Raw genomic sequence first — 22,063 nt, forward strand, 5'->3', positions numbered from 1 at the left:
ATAAAATTAAGGTTTTTATCTAAAAGTTTAATAAAGTTATCCATTAAAAATCCTACTTTCAAAATAATAAATCTCTATAATAATATATCAGATTAAATAGAAGTTCAACTAACTATGGAAAGAACCATTTTGATGTTGACATTTACAGTAAATAAGAGTTTACACATTTTTATCCGCCATTGTTATTTCATTATATAAAAAATATCTATAGACTAAGCACTTTTTTTAAGTTCTAGTCTATAGATATCACTTTAGAAGAATAAACTTTTTTGGATCTTGCTTGCAAATGATTACTTATATTTAGACTGCTTTCTTTCTTCTGAGGAGTTGCTGTGCCCTTCAAAGTAATACAAGGTTTGTATATTACTTATTTCATTATTATTAACTTCGAAACTTTTGATGCCACTTGAAGCGTCTATTTCTGCTATGAAATATTTATTATCAAAACTAGATATATAGTAAGGTGTACCCTTAAAATCAAATTTATCATATAGATTTTCATACTTATTAGATTCCAAATCCTTTAAATCTTTAATTCGTACAAATTTTGGAGCAATCTCTCCTTTACTGTTTGTATATGAACTTATATAAAAATAATCAGCAATTTTTGTTATATAATTCATTCCAATCATATCTGGGGGGACTTGATATTTATCAATTACTTTATAACTTAAATCATCGTATTTTACTTTATAAATATAGCCGGGACCAGATGATAAATACATATAGCCATCAATTATATTAAAAGAACGGACATAAGAATTCGTGATTTCATTAATAACAAAAGTATTAACTATTTTTACAACACCATTCTCATTTTTTAAGGTCCACATTTTTCCACTTCCGGAACTTATGCAGTAAAAGTATTTAGTAGTTTCATCATATAATATATAATGAGGCCTTGCATCGATGTTTTCAAGGGCTTGAATTTGATTAAAGGTAGTTCCATTTTTAACAAATACTCTGATTAAACTATTATCAGTATCATCAGTTAAATATACTTGCCCATCACTCGCAATTGTATGTCCACCTTTTATTTCATCAGTTAATGTATTCCATTTAGTGATATTATCGGTCAAGTTATTATTATATATAATACGATGATGCCAACAATCAACTATAAAATATGTATCATTAATTTTTTGTATCATTGTAGGTGTGTATAAATCAGTTTTCCATTCAGAGTCATTATTATCAATTTCAGCTGAGACACTTTGAATATTATTTTGCTTGTTATAAAAAGAAATTGTAAAAATGCATAAAAAAAGAATAATTAATATTAATAAAGTTCTCTTTTTCTTAATAAATTTAAACATATTATTATTTCCCCTTGTATTAATTAATTTGTGTTTGTAAGTCTTTTTTATATATGTTCGTCTTGAATATCTTAAGTTTAATATATATATTAATAAGTTATTGAATAAATAAAATTTGTAAAAAATAAGACGTTCATTTATGATACAATTAGATGATTTAAATATGATAATATCATTAAAAATTCAAAGCAAAAATGATAATTATGAAGTTCTTAAGACTGCATTTTCTGAATTAAATTCAAATATTAAAAATGATAAAAGTCAACCACTCAAGTGATGCAAATCTGCTTTAATAAACAATGAATTTTATTAATTAGAATTAATGTATATTATATCGTAAATATGTAAATGGTTCAAGTTAATGCCAGATTTAAAGGTAAATATACCAATAAAAGTTTATTCAATTTTAAATATATTATATGAAATTATACCAAATTATAAGATATAACTAATAATAGAAATATCAGTTGGTATTAAAGAAGAGGGGTGGAAAGCATGAAATGTAATAAAAAAATTATGATTATACTTTTATCTATAATTATACTGTCAACGAATATTTGCGTAGTTGCTGAAGCAAATAAAACAACTCTAAGTTCAAGTGAATCATGGGAAAAGTGGGATAATTATTGGCAAATAGTTAAAAATAGTCATACAGAAATGTCATTAGCACCTGGAAGAGATGAAACTCAGTTGAATTTTGCATGGTACTCAAAAGGCAGAGATGCTAAGCCAAGTTTAAAATTTGGTAAGAAAAATGATTTGAGTGATGCAAGAGAAATTAGTGTAACACATGAAAGCGCAACGAATGGATATATTTCAAACAAAGCTACTGTCACAAATTTAGATGAACAAACAAATTATTATTATAGCTATCAAATATATGGAAAATGGAGTGAAGCTATTCCTTATACAAGTAGAAGTACTAAGGCGTTTACTATACTATACGTAGGAGATCCACAAATTGGTGCTTCGATTGGTAGTATGCCACCAGAAACACCAAAAGAACTAGTTCAAGAAAGGGCTGTAGAAAGTGAGAGTTTTAATTGGAACAATACAATAGACGCTGCATTAAAAGCAAATCAAAATGTAAGTTTTATGATCTCAGCAGGGGATCAGGTTCAATCAGGTGAGGAAAAAGATGAAATTGAATATACAGGATATCTAAGTCCAACAGCATTGAGGTCATTGCCAGTTGCCACAACTATTGGTAATCATGATGCACTAAGTAGAAATTATTCATTCCATTTCAATAATCCTAATGCTTCAAATTTAGGGGAAACAGCGGCAGGCGGAGATTACTATTATTCTTATGGAAATACTTTGTTTATTACATTGAATACTAATAACAGAAATATTTCTGAGCATAAGCAATTAATCGAAAAAGCAATAAATGAAAATAGGTATTCAAAATGGCGGGTAGTAACGCTTCACCAAGACATATATGGTTCAGGTGAACATTCTAATGAGCCAGATGTAGTCGATTTAAGGTATAACTTAGTTCCAATTCTTGAAGATAATAATATAGATGTTGTGTTAACAGGACATGACCATGTATATACAAGGTCATTAATGCTAAAAGGTGGTACTAAAAATATATCTAATTTAATTACAGAAGATCAATTTTTAAATTATATAAATGGTAAGACTCCAATTGATTCAAAATATAACGATTATTTAGCTGGTATTGAAGATAACAAGGCTATAGAAAATACATCAGGTACTTTAAATAATGTAGTTAATCCTAGTGGAATATTATATATGACTGCAGATTCTTCATCAGGTAGCAAATTTTATGGTCTAGCAACTAAAAAGCAAGTATACGTAGCATTTAGATATCAGGGAAATGTACCTACATATTCTATTATTGATGTTAATGATATAACCTTTACAATAAATACGTATCGAGCAGATACAGGGGAGAAAATAGATGATACATTTACTATTACAAAAACTAAGTAGGAATATTAACTCTTTGAGTTAATAATATAAATTAAGTTTTTATATTTCAATGCCATATGTAGTGAAATGTGTCATTATTATAAAGTAGTAGACTATAAGTAGAACTAAGTAAAAAATTATTTAGTTAAGAACGGAAGCTTTTATAAATCAGATCTATATAAAGTTTTAGGACATATGGATAAAAGTATTGGGCCAAGAAGCTAAAAGAAAATATAAAAAGTTATCTAGAGGAAGGATAAAAACTGAAAGCTGCATGGGGAAATTTGGAGAAGGTATATTGAAATTATTACAGACAGCATAAGAAAATATAATTATGAAAATGACCATTACTAACTTTTTTACCAATGCACAAGAAAAACTCTATTCAAAATATAATAAAATAGAAAATAACTATTTTATCAAATTCTCAATCAGAAAGACTCTATTTATTGCTACAATTATATTTTTTGCAGCAGCTATGTATATTTTAAATTGCTTAACTCCACTAATTGCAGATGATTATGCCTGGGGATATATTAGTGGAACTGGAACGCGTATTGAAAATCTGAAGGATATTTTATTATCTATGTATAACTTCTATTTTAATTGGCGAGGAAGAATTGGTGGTGAATTTTATAATCAATTATTCACTTTAGCTGGAAAACCAATTTTTAATATCTTTAATACTATTATTTATATAATTAATACCTTACTCATATATCATATATGCATTGAAACTAAAAAGATAAAGGTTTCTTTATATATTGGAATTAATCTTTTGCTTTGGTTTTTTGTTCAAGATTATGGGCAAGTTATGTTTTGGATTTCTGGAGCGTGTAATTATTTATGGGCGATTACTCCAATTTTAATAATCATATTAATTTTTAGAAAATACTCAATTAACCAAGAGGTAATAAAAAATAATTTAATTAATACTTTCATAATCTGTATAGTTGGAATTTTAGCAGGCTGGTCTAGTGAGAATGGTAGTGCTGGGATGTTGGTTATATTGACGTTATATCTTGTATATTATTATTTTAATAACATTAAGATATCAACATACATAATCAGTGGATATATTGGTAGTTTAATCGGATATGCATTACTTATTGGAGCACCAGGAAATTTTGTTAGAAAAGCAGTTGAACAATCAGCTGTAAATACATCGATTATTTTTAGAATTTTTATGATAACTTATTTTTGGGTAGCTTATTTATTTGTAATTTTTATAATTTTATCTATTGTATTTTTCATAGGAAAAAGATATTTTGATTTAAAGAAGAATAATTCTATATATCAAGCTGCTATATTTATTATAGCTTCCTTAGGAGCTGCTTACTGCATGATTGCATCGCCAATCTCACCTGAGCGAACTTGGTTTAGCGTTGTAGTGTTCCTTATAATATCAATTGGAATACTTTATGATAAATTTGATTTTAAAGCTGTAAATGTTGATAAAAATACAATTTTAATGCTTAGAAGATTGGTGTTAGCTGTAATCATATTTGCTTCATGTAATTTCATAGTTATGTACCTTGATACTACTATTTCTACTTATGAAATAATGGTTCAAACTAATCAGCGTAAGCAATATATATTAAATGAAAAAGCTAAAGGAAATTTAGACGTTTCTGTGCCTATAATATCACATAAATATCCGCTATTAGCTGGTCATGATGCAATGCATGGCTTAAGTGATATTACAACAGATCCAAATCATTATGCTAATAAAGCAGTATGTAATTATTATGGCATTAATTCAATTACAGGAATTCCAGCAAAGGAAAAGCAGTATTTAAATAATTAAATTAATTATGAAAACTGATTAAAATAAATTAACAATTAAAGATTGACAAGGAACAATTAGGGAAGAAAAGCCTATGGGATTTTCAAAAATAAATTTAGAAGAAAGCTTGAGGTTCAACCATAATTTTAAATTGTCCACTGTCAAATGTACTAATACCAAGCTAGGTTATTTTAATAAAGAATCGTACCTTGAATTGCATTGAATAATCAATTATAATAATGTTAAGAATTAAACTAAAGATAAATACATAAAGAAATAGTGCAGTAGTAGCTATTTTTTTATTATAATGAGGAAGTAAAAATTTAATGGATGATAAAGAAAAATATAAAAAGCATATGCATCATATACATGATAAAAGCTATAAGGATTTATACTCTAAAAAAGAAATTGCCATAGATTTATTTAAAACACTTAGCAATGCTTCATGGGTTGAACATTTAAAATCAGAAGATTTAACTTTAATTAATAAATCATATATTACATCTGATTATGAAGAGACAGAAGCAGATATTGTTTATAAAGCAAATATAAATAATAACGAGGTATTCTTTTACATTTTGATGGAATTTCAATCAAGTGTGGATTATAGAATGCCACTAAGGCTATTATTTTATATGTGCGAAATACTTCGTGAGCATGCAGTAAATGCAAAGCATAAAAAGTATGATAAGAATATAAAAATTCCAGCTGTAATACCTATTGTTTTGTATAATGGTGAAGAGATTTGGGATGTACCAAGAGAATTTAGAAAAATGATTTATAATGAAGAACTTTTTAGTAATAATATATTAAATTTTTCATATGATGTATTTGATATAAGTAATGATGAAAAATTTAAAAAAAATAAACTTATAGATATAAAAAATGTCACAGCAGCAATATTTTTATTAGATCAAAAGATGGATGCATTAGAGTTTCTAGAGAGAATTAAAGTTATAGCTTTATATTTTAACTCACTTAGCGATACAGAAATAAAAGCAATTAAGAACTGGATTAAAAACACTGTAGTTGATTCTTTAGCTGAATCAGCTATAAAGATATTAGAAGCTGAGAAAAGGGAGGTTGAACTTATGGTTGCAAGAAATGCTTTTATACTTGATGAATGGAAAGAAAAGGCAAGAAAAGAAGGTAGAGAAGAAGGCAGAGAAAAGGGTAGAGAAGAAGGGGAAGAAATAGGGGAAGAAAAAGGCATTGAATTAACTAAAAAGGTATTCAAACTTTCAAATGCAGGATATACAAAAAGCGAGATTGCTAAAGAGTGTAATATACAAGAAAGTAAAGTTAATAAAATATTAGAATGAAATAGCACCATTTGATGATAGAGACATTAGAAAAAGATAACAGGTAAGATTGAATTAAATAATATCTTATCTGTTTTTGTTTTAATTAAATTGGCCATGATATATAATAAAAAGAAGAATATTGATATATATGCTGACTCATTAGATTATTTGTAGCAAATGGGGCTGATATAATATTAACGTCAAGACCAAGGAGCTTCGGTAAGACTTTAGATTTAAGCATGCTTAGATATTTCTTTGAATATAAATTGGAATAATAGAATTGATATTTTACTTTGCTTTTATTTAAGAGTATGGACAAGTTAAGTTTTAGATTTTGAAAGCAGGTAATTACTTTGATTTAATATTAGATGTATATAATAGTAGAGCATGAATGAACACAATATCAGTGGTAGTACCATGTTATTACGAAGAAAAATAATTACCACTTTTTTATGAAGCCATAAATAAAGTGACTCAAACAATGGATAGAGTAAAGTTTGAGTTGATTTTTATAGATGATGGTTCTAATGATAAAACGTTAGAAATTTTAATAGGCTATGCAAATAATGATAATAGAATAAAATATATATCATTAAGCAGGAATTTTGGAAAAGAATCAGCTTTATATGCAGGACTTGAATATTCAACAGGAGATTATGTAGCAGTTATGGATGCTGACTTGCAAGACCCTCCAGAATTGTTAATAGAGATGTATAAAACCATGATTAGTGAAAAATATGACTGCATCGCAACCAGGAGAAGAGACAGAAAAGGTGAACCACCAATTAGATCGTTTTTTGCAAGATGTTTTTATAAGTTAATAAATAAAATATCTAAGGTTGATATAGTAGATGGAGCTAGAGATTTTAGGCTTATGAATGGAACAATGGTTAATGCTATTTTAGAAATAAAGGAAAGTAATAGATTTTCAAAAGGTATATTTGGATGGGTTGGCTTTAAAACTAAATGGTTATCTTATGAAAATGTAGAAAGGGCAGCAGGAGAAAGTAAGTGGTCATTTAGGGACTCTAGATAGTTTTGTGTTATTAATAAATTTATCATTAAAATATTACTGGAAATTTTGTTTTCTGGTAATATTTTTTTATTTTTAGTAAATACTAAAAATATGTTTTACATTTACTTATAGTATTAGTAATAAATCAAATATTATACATAGATTTTACAAAAAAGTACAAGCTGTTAATCTAGTTCATCATTTAATTGTTCAGCGAATATTATTGATAATTCTGCTAAAGTTCTACCTCAATTTGGTGTCGGTTGAGTCCATTTTTCTATAATTTCCATAGTCGCTAAATATACACATTTGATTAAAGATTGATCTGCTGGGAATATAGTTCTTACCTTAGTATATTTACGGGTTTGCCTATTAAATCCTTCTAGCGTATTAGTGGTATAAATCATTTTTCGTATTTTAGGTGAGAAACTAAAAATGTTGATAACTGGTTCAAATTGTTATACCACGAATTTATTACAATAGAATATTTATCGGGACAGTAGATAGTTTTGTTTTTACACAAAACTATCTACTGTCCCTGTACATTATAAATTTGTTAATTAAACAATATTTCAGCAAATTTAATTTTTCCATCAGGTTCGTTGTTAGAAGCTACAGTTACTTTTAAAACATCAAATTTATCATTCCATTCGATGCCAGCAGGAGTTAGTTTATCTGATTGACCTGCATCAATACCTACTAATTTAAGTATATTAAAAGCGTCAGCTGGAAATTTCATTTCTATTTTAGGAATTATTTTTAAGGTTTTAGATTTTGAATCAGAATAAGTAACTTCAAAAGTATAATTTTCTTTTTCATAGACAGACTTAGTATCATCTTCACTAACTGCCTTACCTAAAATTTTTTCAACAGCAGTTTTATCTTTATCTTTAAAATCAGATATGGTTGCAATTTTATTAACTTCTACAGTTGGTTTATTATTTTCACCTGATATATTAGAATCTTTATTACTAGAATCATTATTATTAGAATCGTTTTCTGATGGTGAAGTTTGTTCAGTTTCAGGTTTTTGATCCTTTGAAGTTTCATTAGTTTTTGCATTTCCGCAAGAAATTAATGCAGTTGAACTAATTGCTGCGACTAATAATAAGCTAATAATTTTCTTTTTCATACTTTATTCCTCCAATTTGCACTTCAGTAATTTGGTATTTACCAAATATTTCAATTAGTAATTTAAAATTAACAGCGACAATTACATTGTGAAAATTAATTTTTTCTTTTGAATTTTACTTTTAATAAAGTATCTAATAAATATTTTATTAAAAAAATCAAAAGAAATTTTCATCGATTGCAAACTGTATATTATTAATTACAATATATATTTTAACACGAATAATGTTAAGTAATTGTTTACGTAATATTATTGTAAGAAATATATAATTAATTAATAATGCAAATTGTCAATTTATTATAGTTGTTTCTCCAAAAGTGGATTTACTAATTCAGTAAAAGAATATTCAAATAAAACTCAAAATATTTTATTATTTGGATCAGAGGAAATTGATTTAAAAGATAGTTTTTAAACAAGTAATATAGTATATGGGTTAATTTTAGCTATAATAGCAAAAATTAAGTATATTATAATAATTGAAATTGTCAAAATGTGCTATAATATAAGGGTAGTTATTTATACGAAAATTTAGGGGGAAAAGATATGTTTAAGAGAGCAAACAAAATAACAGCTTTATTAGTAGCTGTTGCTGCAGTAATATCAATAGCACCAACTGGTGTAAGTGCTGCAAGTTTAGAAAAATTAAAGTCCCAAGATGGAGAATTTTATAATGCCATAGCTTATAAGGATGGTAAATTCTACATAGGTGGGGAACCTAAAGGAAAAGATAATGAAGCTTATTATTTAAGTGATGGAAATTATTCTAAATTAAAAAATATAGATGCTGAAGATAAGGCTGAAATATATGGATCAAAATATGTTGAAGTTGAAGATGGAGATTATTATGTAGACTTATCAACAGGTAAGGTAACTGATGATAAAGTAGAAGAAAAAGAATTAGATGAGGTTTCAGTAAACCTAAGAAGTAAAGTAAAAGCTGATAACGATGGAAGATATAATGAGGATGATGTAAAAGACATTAAGGATGTAGTAAAACTTCAAAATCATAAGTTTGGTGAAGATTGGTATTATGCTGAATATAAGGCAAAAAAAGTTGATGATGCGATAAATGATGGAGTAGATAAATTTGTAGTTTACACAGATAAAAATGGTAAGTATATTGATGCTGATTATAATATAGGAAAAATTAAAGTTAAATTAAGCAATGGTAAGACAGCAAGTGTTACAAACACAAGTGATGATGATGAAGGTGTAAGAGCAAGTGTTACTGATTCTAAAGTTATAGGACAAGACTCTAATAATATTTATAGATTGGCTAAAATTACTATTAAATCTACTAAAAGTGGAGTAACTATAAAAGAAGTTAATGGAGTAGAAGCTGAAACAAAAGCTACAAGTTTTGTTGTAAATTCTGATAAAACAACTGTAGACTTTGATGCACTTCAAGTCATCTCAAAAGAGCAAGCTTCTAAAAAAGTTGATGGAATTAAGGCTGCTAAAAGTACATCTACTTATGCACTTTCAGATAAAGATGGTAAAAAAGTAGACTTGCTAAATGATGAAGAAACAGCTTTCACAGTAGTTGATGGCAAAATTATAAATTATAAAATTAGTGGAAGTGAAATTGAAGCCGAATTAGTTAATTTAAAATCTAAGGGTTCGGTTTACTATGTTGAAAAGGGCGATAATGACCATGTAGTACTTCAAGATGAAGAAAATTCAGTTGATATTGATGCAGAGGGTAACTTATGGGCATTATCAGACGACAATATTTATAAATTTGATAATAACGAAGATTTTGAAAAAATCTATGACTTAGATAAAGAATATAAAAATTTATCAGTTTATGACAAAGCTAATTTAGTTATTTGGAATTCAGAAGATGAGATTTATTCAATAGTTGGTAACAAAACAAAAACAGAAGAGCCAGTGGTAGATCCTAATCAAAACAATACAACCGTAACGGCTGGATGGGTAAAAGATTCAAATGGCAGATGGAGCTATAATAATGCAGACGGAACAAAGTATAAAGGCTGGTTAAATAATAATGGAGCCAAGTATTACTTAGAAACTGATGGAATTATGGTTATAGGTTGGAAACAACTTGATGGGAAATGGTATTTCCTAGATGGTTCTGGAGCTATGAGGACTGGATGGATTAACAGTAATGGAACTTGGTATTTCTTAGATGATTCTGGAATTATGAAGACAGGCTGGATTAATGACAATGGAACTTGGTATTACTGCAATGAAAGCGGAGCAATGCTTTCAAATACAATAGTTGGTGGTTACAAATTAGGACCAAGTGGGGCATGGATTAAATAATTAAGAGAAGAAGACTCTAGGAATCTATAAGATAATTAAATTATAGATAATTGAGGTATTGCAAAGACTATTTTAAGTGTAGTTTTGCAGTACCTCTTTTTATTGTATAAGGAATTAGAGAATTTTTATTCCTTGTGCAAGATAGAGTATAGGATTTTGAAGAATCAGAATCTTATTAAATTATCCTTAGGACAACGCCTTTATTAAATTAGAAAAAAGAAGTTTTGAAAAAAATTCTACTGAAAGTAGAGAGGGAATAATAACCGCATTTCTTTTTTATTACTATAGATTGGAAAGGTGATACTAAAATTTACAATATAAGAATAACATTCACTAAATAACAACATTTTTATTCAAAAAATACAAGAAAAAGCGACAAAAAAATACAAATTATGATAAAAAGACGTAGACAATATCGAACTGACTTGGTATAATAATTCTTGTAAGAAGAATGAAAAACACTTATAGCAGAAAAAAACAAAAGATAAAACTTTAGGAGGAATATACAAATGATAAAAAGAGTAAGCAAAGCTACATCTTTGTTATTAGCAGCAGCAGCAGTTATTTCATTAGTTCCTGCAACTAGTGCTAATGCAGCAACATTATTAGAAACTAAAGACGGAACTATTGAACAAGCAATAGCTTTCGATGGCGGATATATCTTTAATGGATATAAAGCTGATACTGATGAAACTGGTGTCTATTACAACAATGGAACTAGTGATAAGTTATTAGAAGACATAGATTCAACAGATATGTCTAAATATGGGACAAAGTATGCTAAAATTGAAGATTCTTCAGACGAATATTTAGTTGATTTATCAACTGGAAAAGTTTTAGAAGATGAAACTACAGAAGACAGAATAGATACTACAAAATCTAAATTAAAATCAACTTTAAGCAAAACTGATAGATATGGTAAAGTTAATTCAACAAATGATATTACTTTAGATCAAATCTCAAAAGGAAGTTTTGGAGAAGTTTGGTACTCATATGTAACTACAGGAGCATCATCAACTCATAGTGGATATGTAAATGAAGCTGGAAAGTATATTGATACTGATGTTACAGCAAATATATATGTATCTAACGGAACTAGAATGGTTAAAGTTGAAGAATTTGGTAAAACAAACAAAGACTTTAATATTACTGTAGACTTAGTTGATGCTAAAACAATTGCTCAAGATAGTGAGTATATCTATAGAATAGTAGACGTTAATGTTACAAACGCTACTACAACTTCATCAGCAACTTATCTTCAAAAGATTTCTAAAGCTCAAGGAACAGAAGAAGATGATGCTTATCTTCCAAACACTGTAGCTTCATATGAAATAACATCTGCTTTTGATTCAGATGATGCAGATGATGCAGCTACAACTTTAGGTGACATTACTAATGCTGATTTCAGAGTAATAAATGGAGTTATCTATGTTACTAAGAAGAATTCAGATAGTACAAGCGTTAGCGTAACTACATTAAAATTAAAGAAGGACAAAGTTACATTAAAAGATGCAAGTACTAAATTAGATGCTTATTTAGTAGAACAAGACGTTAATGAAGATCAAGATATTATGGGAGAAAATGCTGTATCAATAGATGTTGATGGTAACACTTGGGCATTAAATAAAGGAAAAATCCTTAAATTTGATGGAACAGAATTCAAAGCTGTTTACGACTGTGATAGAGCAATGGATACTTTAGAAGTATATGATGCAGATAGTTTAATAGCTTGGGAAGAAGGAGAAGATGTTTACGCAGTAGTGGACAAGGATGATACTACAATTCCAGAAACTCCAGTAGAAAATAAAGGATGGGTTCAAACAGCAGCAGGATGGACATTCTACAATGCTAGTGGAAGCCAAATAAAAGGACAATGGGTTAATGATGGTGGAGTTTGGTACATGATCAAAGCTGATGGAATCATGGCTACTGGTTGGTACAATGATAATGGAACTTGGTACTACTTATCAGGATCAGGAGCGATGAAAACTGGTTGGTTAAATGATAACGGAACTTGGTACTATTTAGCAGGATCAGGAGCAATGAAAACTGGTTGGTTAAATGATAACGGAACTTGGTACTACTTATCAGGATCAGGAGCAATGAAAACTGGTTGGTTAAATGATAATGGAACTTGGTACTACTTAAATGGATCAGGAGCTATGCTTGCTAACACAGTTGTTGATGGATACAGATTAGGTGCATCAGGAGCTTGGGCAAAGTAGGATTCCAAATCTTTGATTTGGTGTGAATGACTTATCCTATGGGTAAGTAGATAAACAGAATCTACATCGATAATAAAATAAGCTTAAAATGTTTTACTAAAAACTTAAAGTAATGAAGTATGAGTCAAGTTTGTTTGCTCTTTCTTGGCTCACACTACAAAACTAAAGATAAAAGCTCGCTTTAATATTTAACTAAATATTAAAGCGGGAATAGAGAGAAATAAAGATTAAGGGTCAAATAGTTTTTAAATCCTAAAATTAAAAAAAGATGAGGCAATACAATCATTGTCTCATCTTTTTATTATTCACTCTAAGCCACATCAAATTTAGTGATCTTTCTTTCAGTTAATTTAGCTTCACTCTTTGAAACTAAAGCTCCTGTTGTTGTAAGAAAAATGTTTTTAGTAATAATAGTGTCCATTAGAGTATTAGCTTCAGCTTGAGTTAATGTAGACTTAACACCAGTTATGCTGAGTGTAGATTTAACACCTTTTGCAGTTACAAAAACCATTGTTAATACATATTCCATTAAGCTTCACCTCCTTTCAATTTTATAATGAGCAGTGAATAGTCAGGGGAGGTAGAGAAGTTTGAAAGCAGTTTTCTATGGGTAATTGAAAGCAGCTTGTCTATGGAGTACTATTCATTGCAAGTGTTATTTTGCACCTAAAGTCAATCATAACCATACATGGTGTTATGAATTAACCTTCAGTGCAAGGATTAAATGGTTTAAGCTTTGATTAAGTCAGAAGCTACAGTTAAAGATACATTTCTAGAATTTGCTTCTAAAACACCTTTAATAGCATCTGCTACATCGTAAGCACTTTGTGAATCTACATCATTTCTTAAGTTTGAGAAGGTTTTTTTTGAGTAGATTGGATCACCGCTTTTGTCGATTCCTTTTTGAACTTCAATATTAAGTGAAGTATCAGTTACAACGTTATTAATAGCCATATTTTTCACCTCCTTTCGTTTGAGTCATAAAGTATATATGGGTATTTTAGAAAATTAACATGGAAAATTAAAATTTTTATGAAATTTTTTTAGAATCCATGTTTTCACTGGTGTTATCAATAACCATACCGATTTTTGCTGATATTATGTTATTGAGTTTGTTAATAGAGCTAGATAAAGAATCTATTTGTTTTTCTAAACGAATCAGTAAATATGCACTGACAGCCACAGGAAAACCAACATTTCCTATAAGTCCTATTAATTCATTAATGGTCATAAAAATCGCCTCCTTATATTTATTAGCTGAGAAATTAATCAGTGTCCTGCTTATTTAGTTAGGAATTTAATTAGCTTCCTATTTATTAGTCAAGAATTCAATTAGTTCTTAGCTAAAATAAATATATGGGTTTCCTTAGAATAATTCATCAATTAACATTCATAAGAAATGCTTAAATGTTGTTTCATTTTATTTAAAATAGTTTTCTTCTTTTTAGTAGCAGTGGAATAACACATATTTTTCCAATAAGCATATGTCTTTAAAGGATTGTTTTTAAAATAAACGAAAATTATTAACTCTTTTTCATCCTCTGTTAAATTGTTAAAGGATTGTTTTAATAATTCTGAATTTGCTTTGTTGCAGAGCAAATCATCTAAAGCAGCTGCTGTAGATGGAAGTGTATGCTCTAGGTTATCTGATAATATTAGTGCTTCACAACCTTCAGAAGAGCTCCTATTTACGCTCTTTGTTATCAAATCATTAATGCTGTTTTTTATTCCATTAGTAGCATAAGCTACAAATCTATGTTTTTCTAAATTATAAATAGAAACACATTTAAATAGGATTCTATAACATTCATTTTGTATATCTTGTCTGTCATATCCGTTTATAAAAGTTTTATTAGAAAGATTTATTATAAAGGGTTTAAATTCTTCTGCTAATTTTTCCTTTGATAATTTGTTTTCAGCTTTTGCACTGGCAACCAAAGCTTCAATTTCATTAAAATTCATAAAGAAACACCTCCATGCTTAAATAGTAAATAGGTTTAATCCATATTTTATTTGATATATATGGCTACAGGAAAAATTTAACATATAATATAAGAAAAAAATAGAAAAATGCTTCAAACTATATGTTTAATGTCTTTTTATATGTAAAAGTTATTAAATATAACAAAAAACATATATAGATAAAGGTATTAATTAAAAATAGTAAAATTTAAGAGAAAATTTGGTTGGAATATAAAGGTAAAGGATGTAAAATTTAAATGTAGAAGATATTCATAATCGTAGAAAAATATAAAAATTTAGGAGGCAAATGTAAGCATGATTAATATTTTGGAAAAGCTACATGAAAAATTTCTGGAAAACGAATCCCATGAAAGGATAAAATTTTTAAGACGACAAAATAATTTAACAATTAGAGAAGCAGCTGAAAAAAGCATTACAACTGAAAAATGCTGGTCAGATTGGGAACATGGAAAAGTAGTTCCTAGGGATAAGAACAAAAAAATAATAGCATCAGTCCTTGGAGTTGATGTAGAAACTATTTTTGGAACGTCTCAAGAGGTTGAAGAGTTTATTAGATAAAAGATAAAAATTGCCACTCGTGATGTTTTAGTCGTGAGTGGCATTAATAGGATGTTTAAAAATATTATTGTATTTATTGGATAAAATTAAAAGGAGATAAATAAAAATGGCGAAAAATAATGGGGTGAAGGAAAGAAAAAACGGAATTGACGGTTTAGATATTGGAGCAATAATGGGTGTAAGTAAAAATAAAAGTATTAATGAAGTGTATTTTGATAAGCTGCACTTCAATAAGAAAATAAAAAAAGAAGGGGAATTACAAATTAATAGTGAAGCCAGCTATTGGGATTCTACTTTAAAGGAAATTATTGCTCAAGAATTTTCACTTAGAAGTAATAAAAAGGTGAGAAAGGAAAATAAACAATTAATAGATGAGGAATATGAATATATAGTTGGAGAGGTTGATAGAAAGGTTGTAGGGGAAAATGCAATTTTAATGTGTAAACCAGGAAATTCCTTTCTTATTAAGGAATGGAATGGAGGAGACCTTCCAGCTAATTATGTCCTTGAAGCGCAACATTGTATGAGGGTTTTTAAGGCGGAAAAGTGTTATATAGCAGCACTTATTGGAAACAAAAGATTTGTATATAAGGAAGTTGTTAGAGATGAAAAGATAATTAATATGATAGTAGAAATAGAAAAAGATTTTTGGATTAAAAATGTATTAAGTAAAATTCCACCCAAGTAGAATTGAAAATTAATGAGTGCATGAGGAACTGAGAATTAAAAATTAATGAATGCATTAGAATTTTATAATTAAAAATTGATGAGAATAGAATTTAGATTGAAAATTAATTATTATCAATTGACAATTCAAAATAGAAGAGGGATAAATCACAAATTTTTAATTGTATGTTATAAATTATAAATTGAAAGGTATGGGAGGTATAGGTATGAGCAGGGTTAAATGGGTTAAATTATGGGTAGGTATTAATGATGATGAAAAAATGAAGTTAATAGATGGAATGGAAAATAGAGATGTTATTTTTTATATTTGGATAAGATTAATAATTCAAGCAGGGAAAAATAATTCTAAAGGAGATATATTTTTAGCTGAAAATATGCCATACACCAAAGAGATGCTTTCAGTAATTTTCAACAGGCCAATAGAACAAATTGAGGCTGCTCTAAAAATTTTAGTGGATTTAAGGATGATTGAAGTTAATGATAGCAATTTTATAAAAATTTTAAATTGGGAAAAGCACCAAAATATTGAGGGGCTAGAAAAAATAAGAGAACAAACTAGAAAGCGTGTTGAGAAATATAGAGAGAAAAATAAATGTAACGCTGATGTAACGGAACAGAAGAAGAGTGAGATAGAGAATAAGAATGAGATAAAGATAGAAGTAGAGAAGAAGAGTAAGATAGAGAATGAGAAAGCGATAAAGATAGAAATAGAGGGGAAGGATGAGATAGAGAATAAGAAAGAGATAAAGATGGAAATAGAGGAGAAGGGTGAGATAAATAATAAGGATGAGAATGTGATAGAGATTAAGAAGAATAGTGAGAGGTGCAATGCAACTGATGGTCAGATAGATACTGGAAAAAAGGAAGTAATAAAGATTGAGTGCTTTAGTAAAAATAGGACGGAAAGAGAAGCAGAAATGAAGGACGATTATGTCTTTGAAAATCATAGGAAAAGAGGTTTAGAGAGTGCTGATGAAATAATTTCATACACTAAAACTATAGAGGTTAAATTCATAGGTGTAACTTTGGCTGCAGTTAAACTAGCAGTATCTGATCATGGTGTCAGAAATGTAAAATTGGCTATTGATAAGGCTGTTGAAGCTAATAAACCAAGGATGACTTATATAAACGGGATATTAGAAAATTGGAGCAGGGAAGGTTATCCAGAAGAGAAGTCATGTTCGAATGGCAATTTTATTGGTGGAGCAAAAAGACGTAAGCTTTTTTATTTTAATAATTTTGAGCCTAGAGATTATGATTATAAGGAATTAGAAAAAAGGCTTTTAGGTTGGGAATAATGACTTTAATTTAGAAATCATTAGCTAAAAAATTAATGTGAGTTCACAAAAACTTAATTTTATTATAGGAAAATTTAATATAAAATTAAGAATTTTCGTGTCAAATCTACATTTACAGTAAAGTATTAAGATGATAACATTATTATAATATAGTGATAATTTGGAAGTTTGGATTTTGCTAATGATGTTTTAATCTGAAATAATACTGGGCGTGAGGATAAAGGGGGCGAAATATGAGTAAAAATATCAGAAATATAATTGCAGGAATATTTATTTTAGCAGCTTTTTCCGCAGGAGCACCTAATTGTTTAAATTTTACATTAAAGAAAGCGTATGCAGAATATAAGCCTTCTTTAACGGATATATATTTAAGTGAAGGCGCTGATATAAATTTTTATGAAGGTAGATATTCTTATATTTTAGATTTAGATGAAAATACAGATGAGATATTTGTTAAAGCTAAGCCGGAAGATCCACTAGACACAGTGAAAATAAATGGACAAGTAGTAACGAAAGAAGATTATTATAAGGAAAATTTAAAATTAGAAAAAGGTAGAAATACAATAGATATAGAAGTTATTGATGACAGGACTAAAAGTACAACTACCTATAGTGTTTATGTATATAGGGGTGGACACAAGGCTGTTTATTTGCAGGATATTAATATAAATGGTAAAACTATTGGCTTTAATAAAACTAACAGTGTATATAGTGTAGAATTAGATGAAGACACAGAATTAGTGGAGCTTGAAATCATACCTGGAAAAGGAAGATATTCTATTTTTGTAAATGATACAGAGTTAAATGAAAATAATACGATTAAGTTAAAATTTAAAAAAGGTATAGGAAAATATAATCTAAATATTAGTTTTAAAGATGAAGATACTGAAAGAGTAGGAGCTTATACTTTAAATCTATATTTAGGAATACCAGTATCACCAAATGTTGAAGATTCAATCGAGAAGGTACTTAAACCTAACCAGTGGGTTTTAATCTATGGGAGATGGCGATATAATGATGAATTTGGTGTAAGTTTAAAGAATACTTGGTTTTATGATAATAAATATAAAAGTTATTTTCATTTTAATAGCCGTGGAAATATGCAAACAGGCTGGTTTGAAGAGGATGGAAAGACTTATTATTTAAATTCAAATGGGCATATGCAAACAGGCTGGGTATTTGATGATGATGAATGGTATTTTTTTGGTTCAGATGGTGCAAGAAAAAGTGGATGGATTAAACATGAAGGCAAATGGTATTCTTTAAGAGTAGATGGAGGAATGTCAACAGGATGGATAGTAAGCAAAGGTGAGTGGTACTATTTGGATTCAAGTGGAGCTATGCAGACAGGCTGGATACTTGATGGCAGGAAATGGTACTATTTAAGTGAAGATGGACATATGGAAACAGGATGGATTAAAGATAATAATGGATGGTATTTCCTAAATTCTGATGGAAGTATGAAATCTGGAGAGTGGTTTTATTATAATAATAACTGGTACTATTTAAATTATGTTGGAAATATGAGATGTGGATGGTTATATAAGGATGACAAATATTACTACTTAGATGAAGATGGAACAATGAGAACGACTACTAGAACTATTGATGGATATATTTATAATTTTAATAAAGATGGTTCAGTAAATTTTAATTAAAAATCCATTGGGAAATTTTTTGTAATTTCCCAATGGATTTCATTTGTCTAATAAAAAAGTACTCATAATATAAGAAGTTATTGTATATTATAATAGATTACTATGAGATTTATATTTTGAAATCAAGGAGTATTAATGTAATTAGTAAGTTTTTACAAGTAAAATATATCTTTGAAAAGATTTCATAATAATGTTATTATATACTTGTTAAAAGTAAATAATTATATATATTCCAATAAATAAACTATATATTTAGTTACTCTACATTGCTTTAATTATAGTAAATTAATTTAGAACTTATATTATAATTATTAAGAGTTATTATTACATAATTTATGAAGTGTAAATCTAATAAAACTTTAATAAAGTGAAATCCTATATAAATAATAGGGCTATTATATATAATAAAACAATTTTTGGGAGGATGTATGGGACATGAAGACACAATTTGCGTTAAGAAAAATAATTTCATATTTATTGTTACTTACTATGCTGTTAGGAGGAGTGCAGTCAGCAAATGTGAAAGTAGCTAAGGCGGCTACACAAACGTCAGATAAAACTTTTGCCGAACAAATAATACTTAAATCTGATCTTGAACCTAATAAAGAGGTTATAGTGGATTCGGTAAGTGGCAAACTAACTTATGAAAAAATCAATCTTGCTACAAAATCTTTTTCTATAGAAGGTAATACAGGATATAAAGTTACAAATGTTACTTATCCATCTTCTTTAACTCAAACTAAAGGAACTGGTAGCAATAATACAACTAAATATCAATATGCAATAAAAGAATATAGTAATTTTACTTTTGTAATATCGGTTGAAAGTTTAGATGGTACAATTAAGAATACATATTCAATTGATATGAAATATGATATGGAATCACTATTTCAATTTGATACTATAGATATCACTTATACTGATACTGATGGAAAAAAAACGCCTTCAAGCATTAGCTATAATGAGAAGGATTCAGATGGATATTATAGAACAGACGATGTACCAATAAATATAGTTAAGGCAAAAATCAATTTAATAAGTGGCTCATACATTATGACAGAAGGTGTTAAAATTAATGGAAAAGCTGCTGGCTCAGAAATTGATTTAGTTGGTGGAGAAAATTATATAACTATATCAATAACCCATAATAATGCTACTAAAGAATATAACTTGATAATAAACAAAAAAGGACAGGCTTTATTAAAATCTTTAGTCCCTTCTGTAGGAAGTTTAAGTCCAGCATTTGATGGAAATACTGTAAACTATACTATAACTGTACCTACAACTCAAACAACTATAGCATTCACTCCAACTTCTGTAGATAATTCATCTACAATTAAAATTGGGAAATATGTTGTAAAGAGTGGTAAGAAAAGTAGTGAAATTTCTCTTTCAGAGGGAACAAATAAGATTTCTGTTACAGTTACAACTAAGGAAGATGAAAGTTTAACTTATACAATAAATGTAGTTAGAACAGAAAAATTTAGGAGTGCAAATCTTTCTTCTTTAACACTTAGCAGTGGAACTTTAAATCCAGCATTTAATAAGGAAATTTATGAATATACTGCAGCAGTTGAAAATACTGTTTCATCAATAACTGTAAGAGCAACAGCAGAAGATGCAGCAGCAACTATTAAAGTTAATGATGTTAAGATTCCAAGTGGTGCAACATCTGGAGCTATTAATTTAGATGAAGGTGGAAATTTAATAACTGTAACAGTTACTGATAGTAAAGGCAATACGAACACTTATACAATAAATTTAACTCGAAAATATCCTAAGGATAATGTTAACTTAAGCAGTCTTTCTGTAACAGATGGAACTATGTCTCCAAGATTTAATCCAGAGACTTATGCATATAGTGTTAAAGTAGCTAGAAATATTGAAAAAGTCAGAATATTATTTAAAGCTCAAAATGAAAAAGCTAAGATTAAAATAAATGGAAAAGAATATGCGAGTGGTCAGCAATCAGATTATATAAAATTAGAGTTAGGTGCTAATCTTGCAGTAGTACAAGTTGTAGCAGAGGATGGTAAATCAACTACTACCTATAAGTTAAGTATAATAAGAGGAGAAATAGAAGGAATAAATCAATGGGTTCTTGTTGGTAACGAATGGACTTTCTATAATGCGGAAGGTATACAAATCAAGAATCAATGGGTTAAATATGATAATCAATGGTATTATTTAGATTTCAATGGATACCGTAAAAGTGGATGGATATTTGTAAGTGAAAAATACTATTATCTAAATAATGATGGAATAATGCAAACAGGTTGGTTTTATGATAAAGGATATTGGTACTATCTTGAAGGTAGCGGTGCTATGAAAACAAATGCTTGGGCTACTTATGATGCAAAATGGTACTACTTCAATAACTTTGGTGAAATGACAACAGGCTGGATAGAATATAAAGGTAAATGGTATTACATGGATGATCACGGTGTAATGCAAAAGGGTTGGACAACTTATGATAAGAATAAGTATTACTTAAATGATGATGGAAGCATGAAATATGGCTGGTTATATAATGGTAAAACATGGTTTTATTTAGGTGAGGGAGGAAAAATGGTAAGAGGCTGGCAAGTAATAGATGGTAAGAGATATTACTTTGACGCAAATGGACTGATGAAAACAGGAATGATGTTCCTTGATGGTCAATGGATAAATTTAAATAATATTTAATATATGTTTGCACTGAAATTTTTAACAGTAGGTTAATCTTACTGAAGAATTAAAGTGTAGAATTGCAATAAATAGAAGTGGTGATTACTTAAATTGCTGCTTCTATTTTTGTTATTATTTATGAATTACTTATAGCTGATTATAATTACAAGTTCTTAGATGCAGATTTATTATTGCAACATATATAAATAA

General features: G+C 28.3%; 18 protein-coding genes and 2 pseudogenes. 13 read left to right on the plus strand and 7 right to left on the minus strand.

Annotated features, from left to right (window positions below):
• Positions 1-290 precede the first annotated feature (290 nt).
• The gene (locus CLPUN_RS08565; protein WP_077846884.1) at positions 291-1,316 is read right to left on the minus strand and encodes a YncE family protein; all 1,026 of its coding nucleotides are present in this window, start codon (positions 1,314-1,316) and stop codon (positions 291-293) included.
• Positions 1,317-1,455: 139 nt separating this feature from the next.
• Here CLPUN_RS08565 and CLPUN_RS27590 point away from each other — a divergent pair, with 139 nt between their 5' ends.
• From CLPUN_RS27590 to CLPUN_RS08590, 6 genes and pseudogenes are all read left to right on the plus strand, one after another.
• Positions 1,456-1,593, plus strand: a complete 138-nt coding sequence (locus tag CLPUN_RS27590) for a hypothetical protein (protein ID WP_158078727.1) — start codon at positions 1,456-1,458, stop codon at positions 1,591-1,593.
• A gap of 218 nt (positions 1,594-1,811) precedes the next feature.
• The gene (locus CLPUN_RS08570) at positions 1,812-3,275 is read left to right on the plus strand and encodes a purple acid phosphatase family protein (protein WP_077846885.1); all 1,464 of its coding nucleotides are present in this window, start codon (positions 1,812-1,814) and stop codon (positions 3,273-3,275) included.
• Positions 3,276-3,588: 313 nt separating this feature from the next.
• Positions 3,589-5,061: a DUF3329 domain-containing protein gene (locus CLPUN_RS08575; RefSeq protein ID WP_077846886.1), complete on the plus strand. Its 1,473-nt coding sequence runs from the start codon at positions 3,589-3,591 to the stop codon at positions 5,059-5,061.
• Between the two features lie 305 nt (positions 5,062-5,366).
• Positions 5,367-6,362, plus strand: a complete 996-nt coding sequence (locus tag CLPUN_RS08580; RefSeq protein ID WP_077846887.1) for an Rpn family recombination-promoting nuclease/putative transposase — start codon at positions 5,367-5,369, stop codon at positions 6,360-6,362.
• Positions 6,363-6,499: 137 nt separating this feature from the next.
• Positions 6,500-6,610: pseudogene (locus CLPUN_RS08585) on the plus strand (AAA family ATPase); the annotation flags it as partial.
• Positions 6,611-6,804: 194 nt separating this feature from the next.
• The gene (locus CLPUN_RS08590; protein ID WP_341424681.1) at positions 6,805-7,380 is read left to right on the plus strand and encodes a glycosyltransferase family 2 protein; all 576 of its coding nucleotides are present in this window, start codon (positions 6,805-6,807) and stop codon (positions 7,378-7,380) included.
• 227 nt (positions 7,381-7,607) lie between these two features.
• Here CLPUN_RS08590 and CLPUN_RS08595 read toward each other — a convergent pair.
• Positions 7,608-7,849: pseudogene (locus CLPUN_RS08595) on the minus strand (transposase); the annotation flags it as partial.
• Positions 7,850-7,915: 66 nt separating this feature from the next.
• Positions 7,916-8,491: a hypothetical protein gene (locus tag CLPUN_RS08600; RefSeq protein ID WP_077846888.1), complete on the minus strand. Its 576-nt coding sequence runs from the start codon at positions 8,489-8,491 to the stop codon at positions 7,916-7,918.
• Between the two features lie 543 nt (positions 8,492-9,034).
• On the opposite strand from CLPUN_RS08600, the gene CLPUN_RS08605 reads away from it, so the two are divergent.
• Positions 9,035-10,777: an N-acetylmuramoyl-L-alanine amidase family protein gene (locus CLPUN_RS08605; protein ID WP_077846889.1), complete on the plus strand. Its 1,743-nt coding sequence runs from the start codon at positions 9,035-9,037 to the stop codon at positions 10,775-10,777.
• Positions 10,778-11,286: 509 nt separating this feature from the next.
• Positions 11,287-13,002 (plus strand): N-acetylmuramoyl-L-alanine amidase family protein, encoded by a 1,716-nt coding sequence (locus tag CLPUN_RS08610; protein WP_077846890.1) that lies wholly within the window; start codon positions 11,287-11,289, stop codon positions 13,000-13,002.
• Between the two features lie 310 nt (positions 13,003-13,312).
• On the opposite strand, the gene CLPUN_RS08615 is transcribed toward CLPUN_RS08610, so the two are convergent.
• From CLPUN_RS08615 to CLPUN_RS08630, 4 genes are all read right to left on the minus strand, one after another.
• Positions 13,313-13,531, minus strand: a complete 219-nt coding sequence (locus CLPUN_RS08615) for a DUF2922 domain-containing protein (RefSeq protein WP_077846891.1) — start codon at positions 13,529-13,531, stop codon at positions 13,313-13,315.
• Positions 13,532-13,731: 200 nt separating this feature from the next.
• Positions 13,732-13,956 carry a DUF1659 domain-containing protein gene (locus CLPUN_RS08620; RefSeq protein ID WP_077846892.1) on the minus strand — a complete coding sequence of 75 codons (225 nt, stop codon included), beginning with the start codon at positions 13,954-13,956 and terminating at the stop codon, positions 13,732-13,734.
• A 76-nt stretch (positions 13,957-14,032) separates the two neighbouring features.
• Positions 14,033-14,233, minus strand: coding sequence for a YvrJ family protein (locus CLPUN_RS08625; protein WP_077846893.1), 201 nt, complete (start codon positions 14,231-14,233; stop codon positions 14,033-14,035).
• Between the two features lie 152 nt (positions 14,234-14,385).
• The gene (locus tag CLPUN_RS08630; RefSeq protein ID WP_077846894.1) at positions 14,386-14,964 is read right to left on the minus strand and encodes a sigma-70 family RNA polymerase sigma factor; all 579 of its coding nucleotides are present in this window, start codon (positions 14,962-14,964) and stop codon (positions 14,386-14,388) included.
• A gap of 315 nt (positions 14,965-15,279) precedes the next feature.
• Here CLPUN_RS08630 and CLPUN_RS08635 point away from each other — a divergent pair, with 315 nt between their 5' ends.
• From CLPUN_RS08635 to CLPUN_RS08655, 5 genes are all read left to right on the plus strand, one after another.
• The gene (locus CLPUN_RS08635) at positions 15,280-15,543 is read left to right on the plus strand and encodes a helix-turn-helix domain-containing protein (protein ID WP_077846895.1); all 264 of its coding nucleotides are present in this window, start codon (positions 15,280-15,282) and stop codon (positions 15,541-15,543) included.
• 106 nt (positions 15,544-15,649) lie between these two features.
• A complete protein-coding gene (locus CLPUN_RS08640; protein ID WP_077846896.1) occupies positions 15,650-16,231 on the plus strand; it encodes a YqaJ viral recombinase family nuclease in 582 nt (193 codons plus the stop codon).
• 205 nt (positions 16,232-16,436) lie between these two features.
• Positions 16,437-17,528 carry a phage replisome organizer N-terminal domain-containing protein gene (locus CLPUN_RS08645; RefSeq protein ID WP_207652745.1) on the plus strand — a complete coding sequence of 364 codons (1,092 nt, stop codon included), beginning with the start codon at positions 16,437-16,439 and terminating at the stop codon, positions 17,526-17,528.
• A gap of 233 nt (positions 17,529-17,761) precedes the next feature.
• Positions 17,762-19,186: a cadherin-like beta sandwich domain-containing protein gene (locus CLPUN_RS08650; protein WP_077846898.1), complete on the plus strand. Its 1,425-nt coding sequence runs from the start codon at positions 17,762-17,764 to the stop codon at positions 19,184-19,186.
• A 435-nt stretch (positions 19,187-19,621) separates the two neighbouring features.
• On the plus strand, positions 19,622-21,871 hold the full coding sequence (locus tag CLPUN_RS08655) for an N-acetylmuramoyl-L-alanine amidase family protein (RefSeq protein ID WP_077846899.1): 2,250 nt from the start codon (positions 19,622-19,624) through the stop codon (positions 21,869-21,871).
• Positions 21,872-22,063 lie beyond the last annotated feature (192 nt).

The sequence above is a fragment of the Clostridium puniceum genome (assembly GCF_002006345.1).
Classification (GTDB): domain Bacteria; phylum Bacillota; class Clostridia; order Clostridiales; family Clostridiaceae; genus Clostridium; species Clostridium puniceum.

Coding starts and splice junctions, on each gene's coding strand:
- CLPUN_RS08655 (WP_077846899.1), top strand. CDS start 19,622: ATGAAGACACAATTTGCGTTAAGAAAAATAATTTCATATTTATTGTTA.
- CLPUN_RS08575 (WP_077846886.1), top strand. CDS start 3,589: ATGAAAATGACCATTACTAACTTTTTTACCAATGCACAAGAAAAACTC.
- CLPUN_RS08615 (WP_077846891.1), bottom strand. CDS start 13,531: ATGGAATATGTATTAACAATGGTTTTTGTAACTGCAAAAGGTGTTAAA.
- CLPUN_RS08605 (WP_077846889.1), top strand. CDS start 9,035: ATGTTTAAGAGAGCAAACAAAATAACAGCTTTATTAGTAGCTGTTGCT.
- CLPUN_RS08610 (WP_077846890.1), top strand. CDS start 11,287: ATGATAAAAAGAGTAAGCAAAGCTACATCTTTGTTATTAGCAGCAGCA.
- CLPUN_RS27590 (WP_158078727.1), top strand. CDS start 1,456: ATGATACAATTAGATGATTTAAATATGATAATATCATTAAAAATTCAA.
- CLPUN_RS08640 (WP_077846896.1), top strand. CDS start 15,650: ATGGCGAAAAATAATGGGGTGAAGGAAAGAAAAAACGGAATTGACGGT.
- CLPUN_RS08635 (WP_077846895.1), top strand. CDS start 15,280: ATGATTAATATTTTGGAAAAGCTACATGAAAAATTTCTGGAAAACGAA.
- CLPUN_RS08630 (WP_077846894.1), bottom strand. CDS start 14,964: ATGAATTTTAATGAAATTGAAGCTTTGGTTGCCAGTGCAAAAGCTGAA.
- CLPUN_RS08600 (WP_077846888.1), bottom strand. CDS start 8,491: ATGAAAAAGAAAATTATTAGCTTATTATTAGTCGCAGCAATTAGTTCA.
- CLPUN_RS08625 (WP_077846893.1), bottom strand. CDS start 14,233: ATGACCATTAATGAATTAATAGGACTTATAGGAAATGTTGGTTTTCCT.
- CLPUN_RS08645 (WP_207652745.1), top strand. CDS start 16,437: ATGAGCAGGGTTAAATGGGTTAAATTATGGGTAGGTATTAATGATGAT.
- CLPUN_RS08565 (WP_077846884.1), bottom strand. CDS start 1,316: ATGTTTAAATTTATTAAGAAAAAGAGAACTTTATTAATATTAATTATT.
- CLPUN_RS08650 (WP_077846898.1), top strand. CDS start 17,762: ATGAGTAAAAATATCAGAAATATAATTGCAGGAATATTTATTTTAGCA.
- CLPUN_RS08620 (WP_077846892.1), bottom strand. CDS start 13,956: ATGGCTATTAATAACGTTGTAACTGATACTTCACTTAATATTGAAGTT.
- CLPUN_RS08570 (WP_077846885.1), top strand. CDS start 1,812: ATGAAATGTAATAAAAAAATTATGATTATACTTTTATCTATAATTATA.
- CLPUN_RS08580 (WP_077846887.1), top strand. CDS start 5,367: ATGGATGATAAAGAAAAATATAAAAAGCATATGCATCATATACATGAT.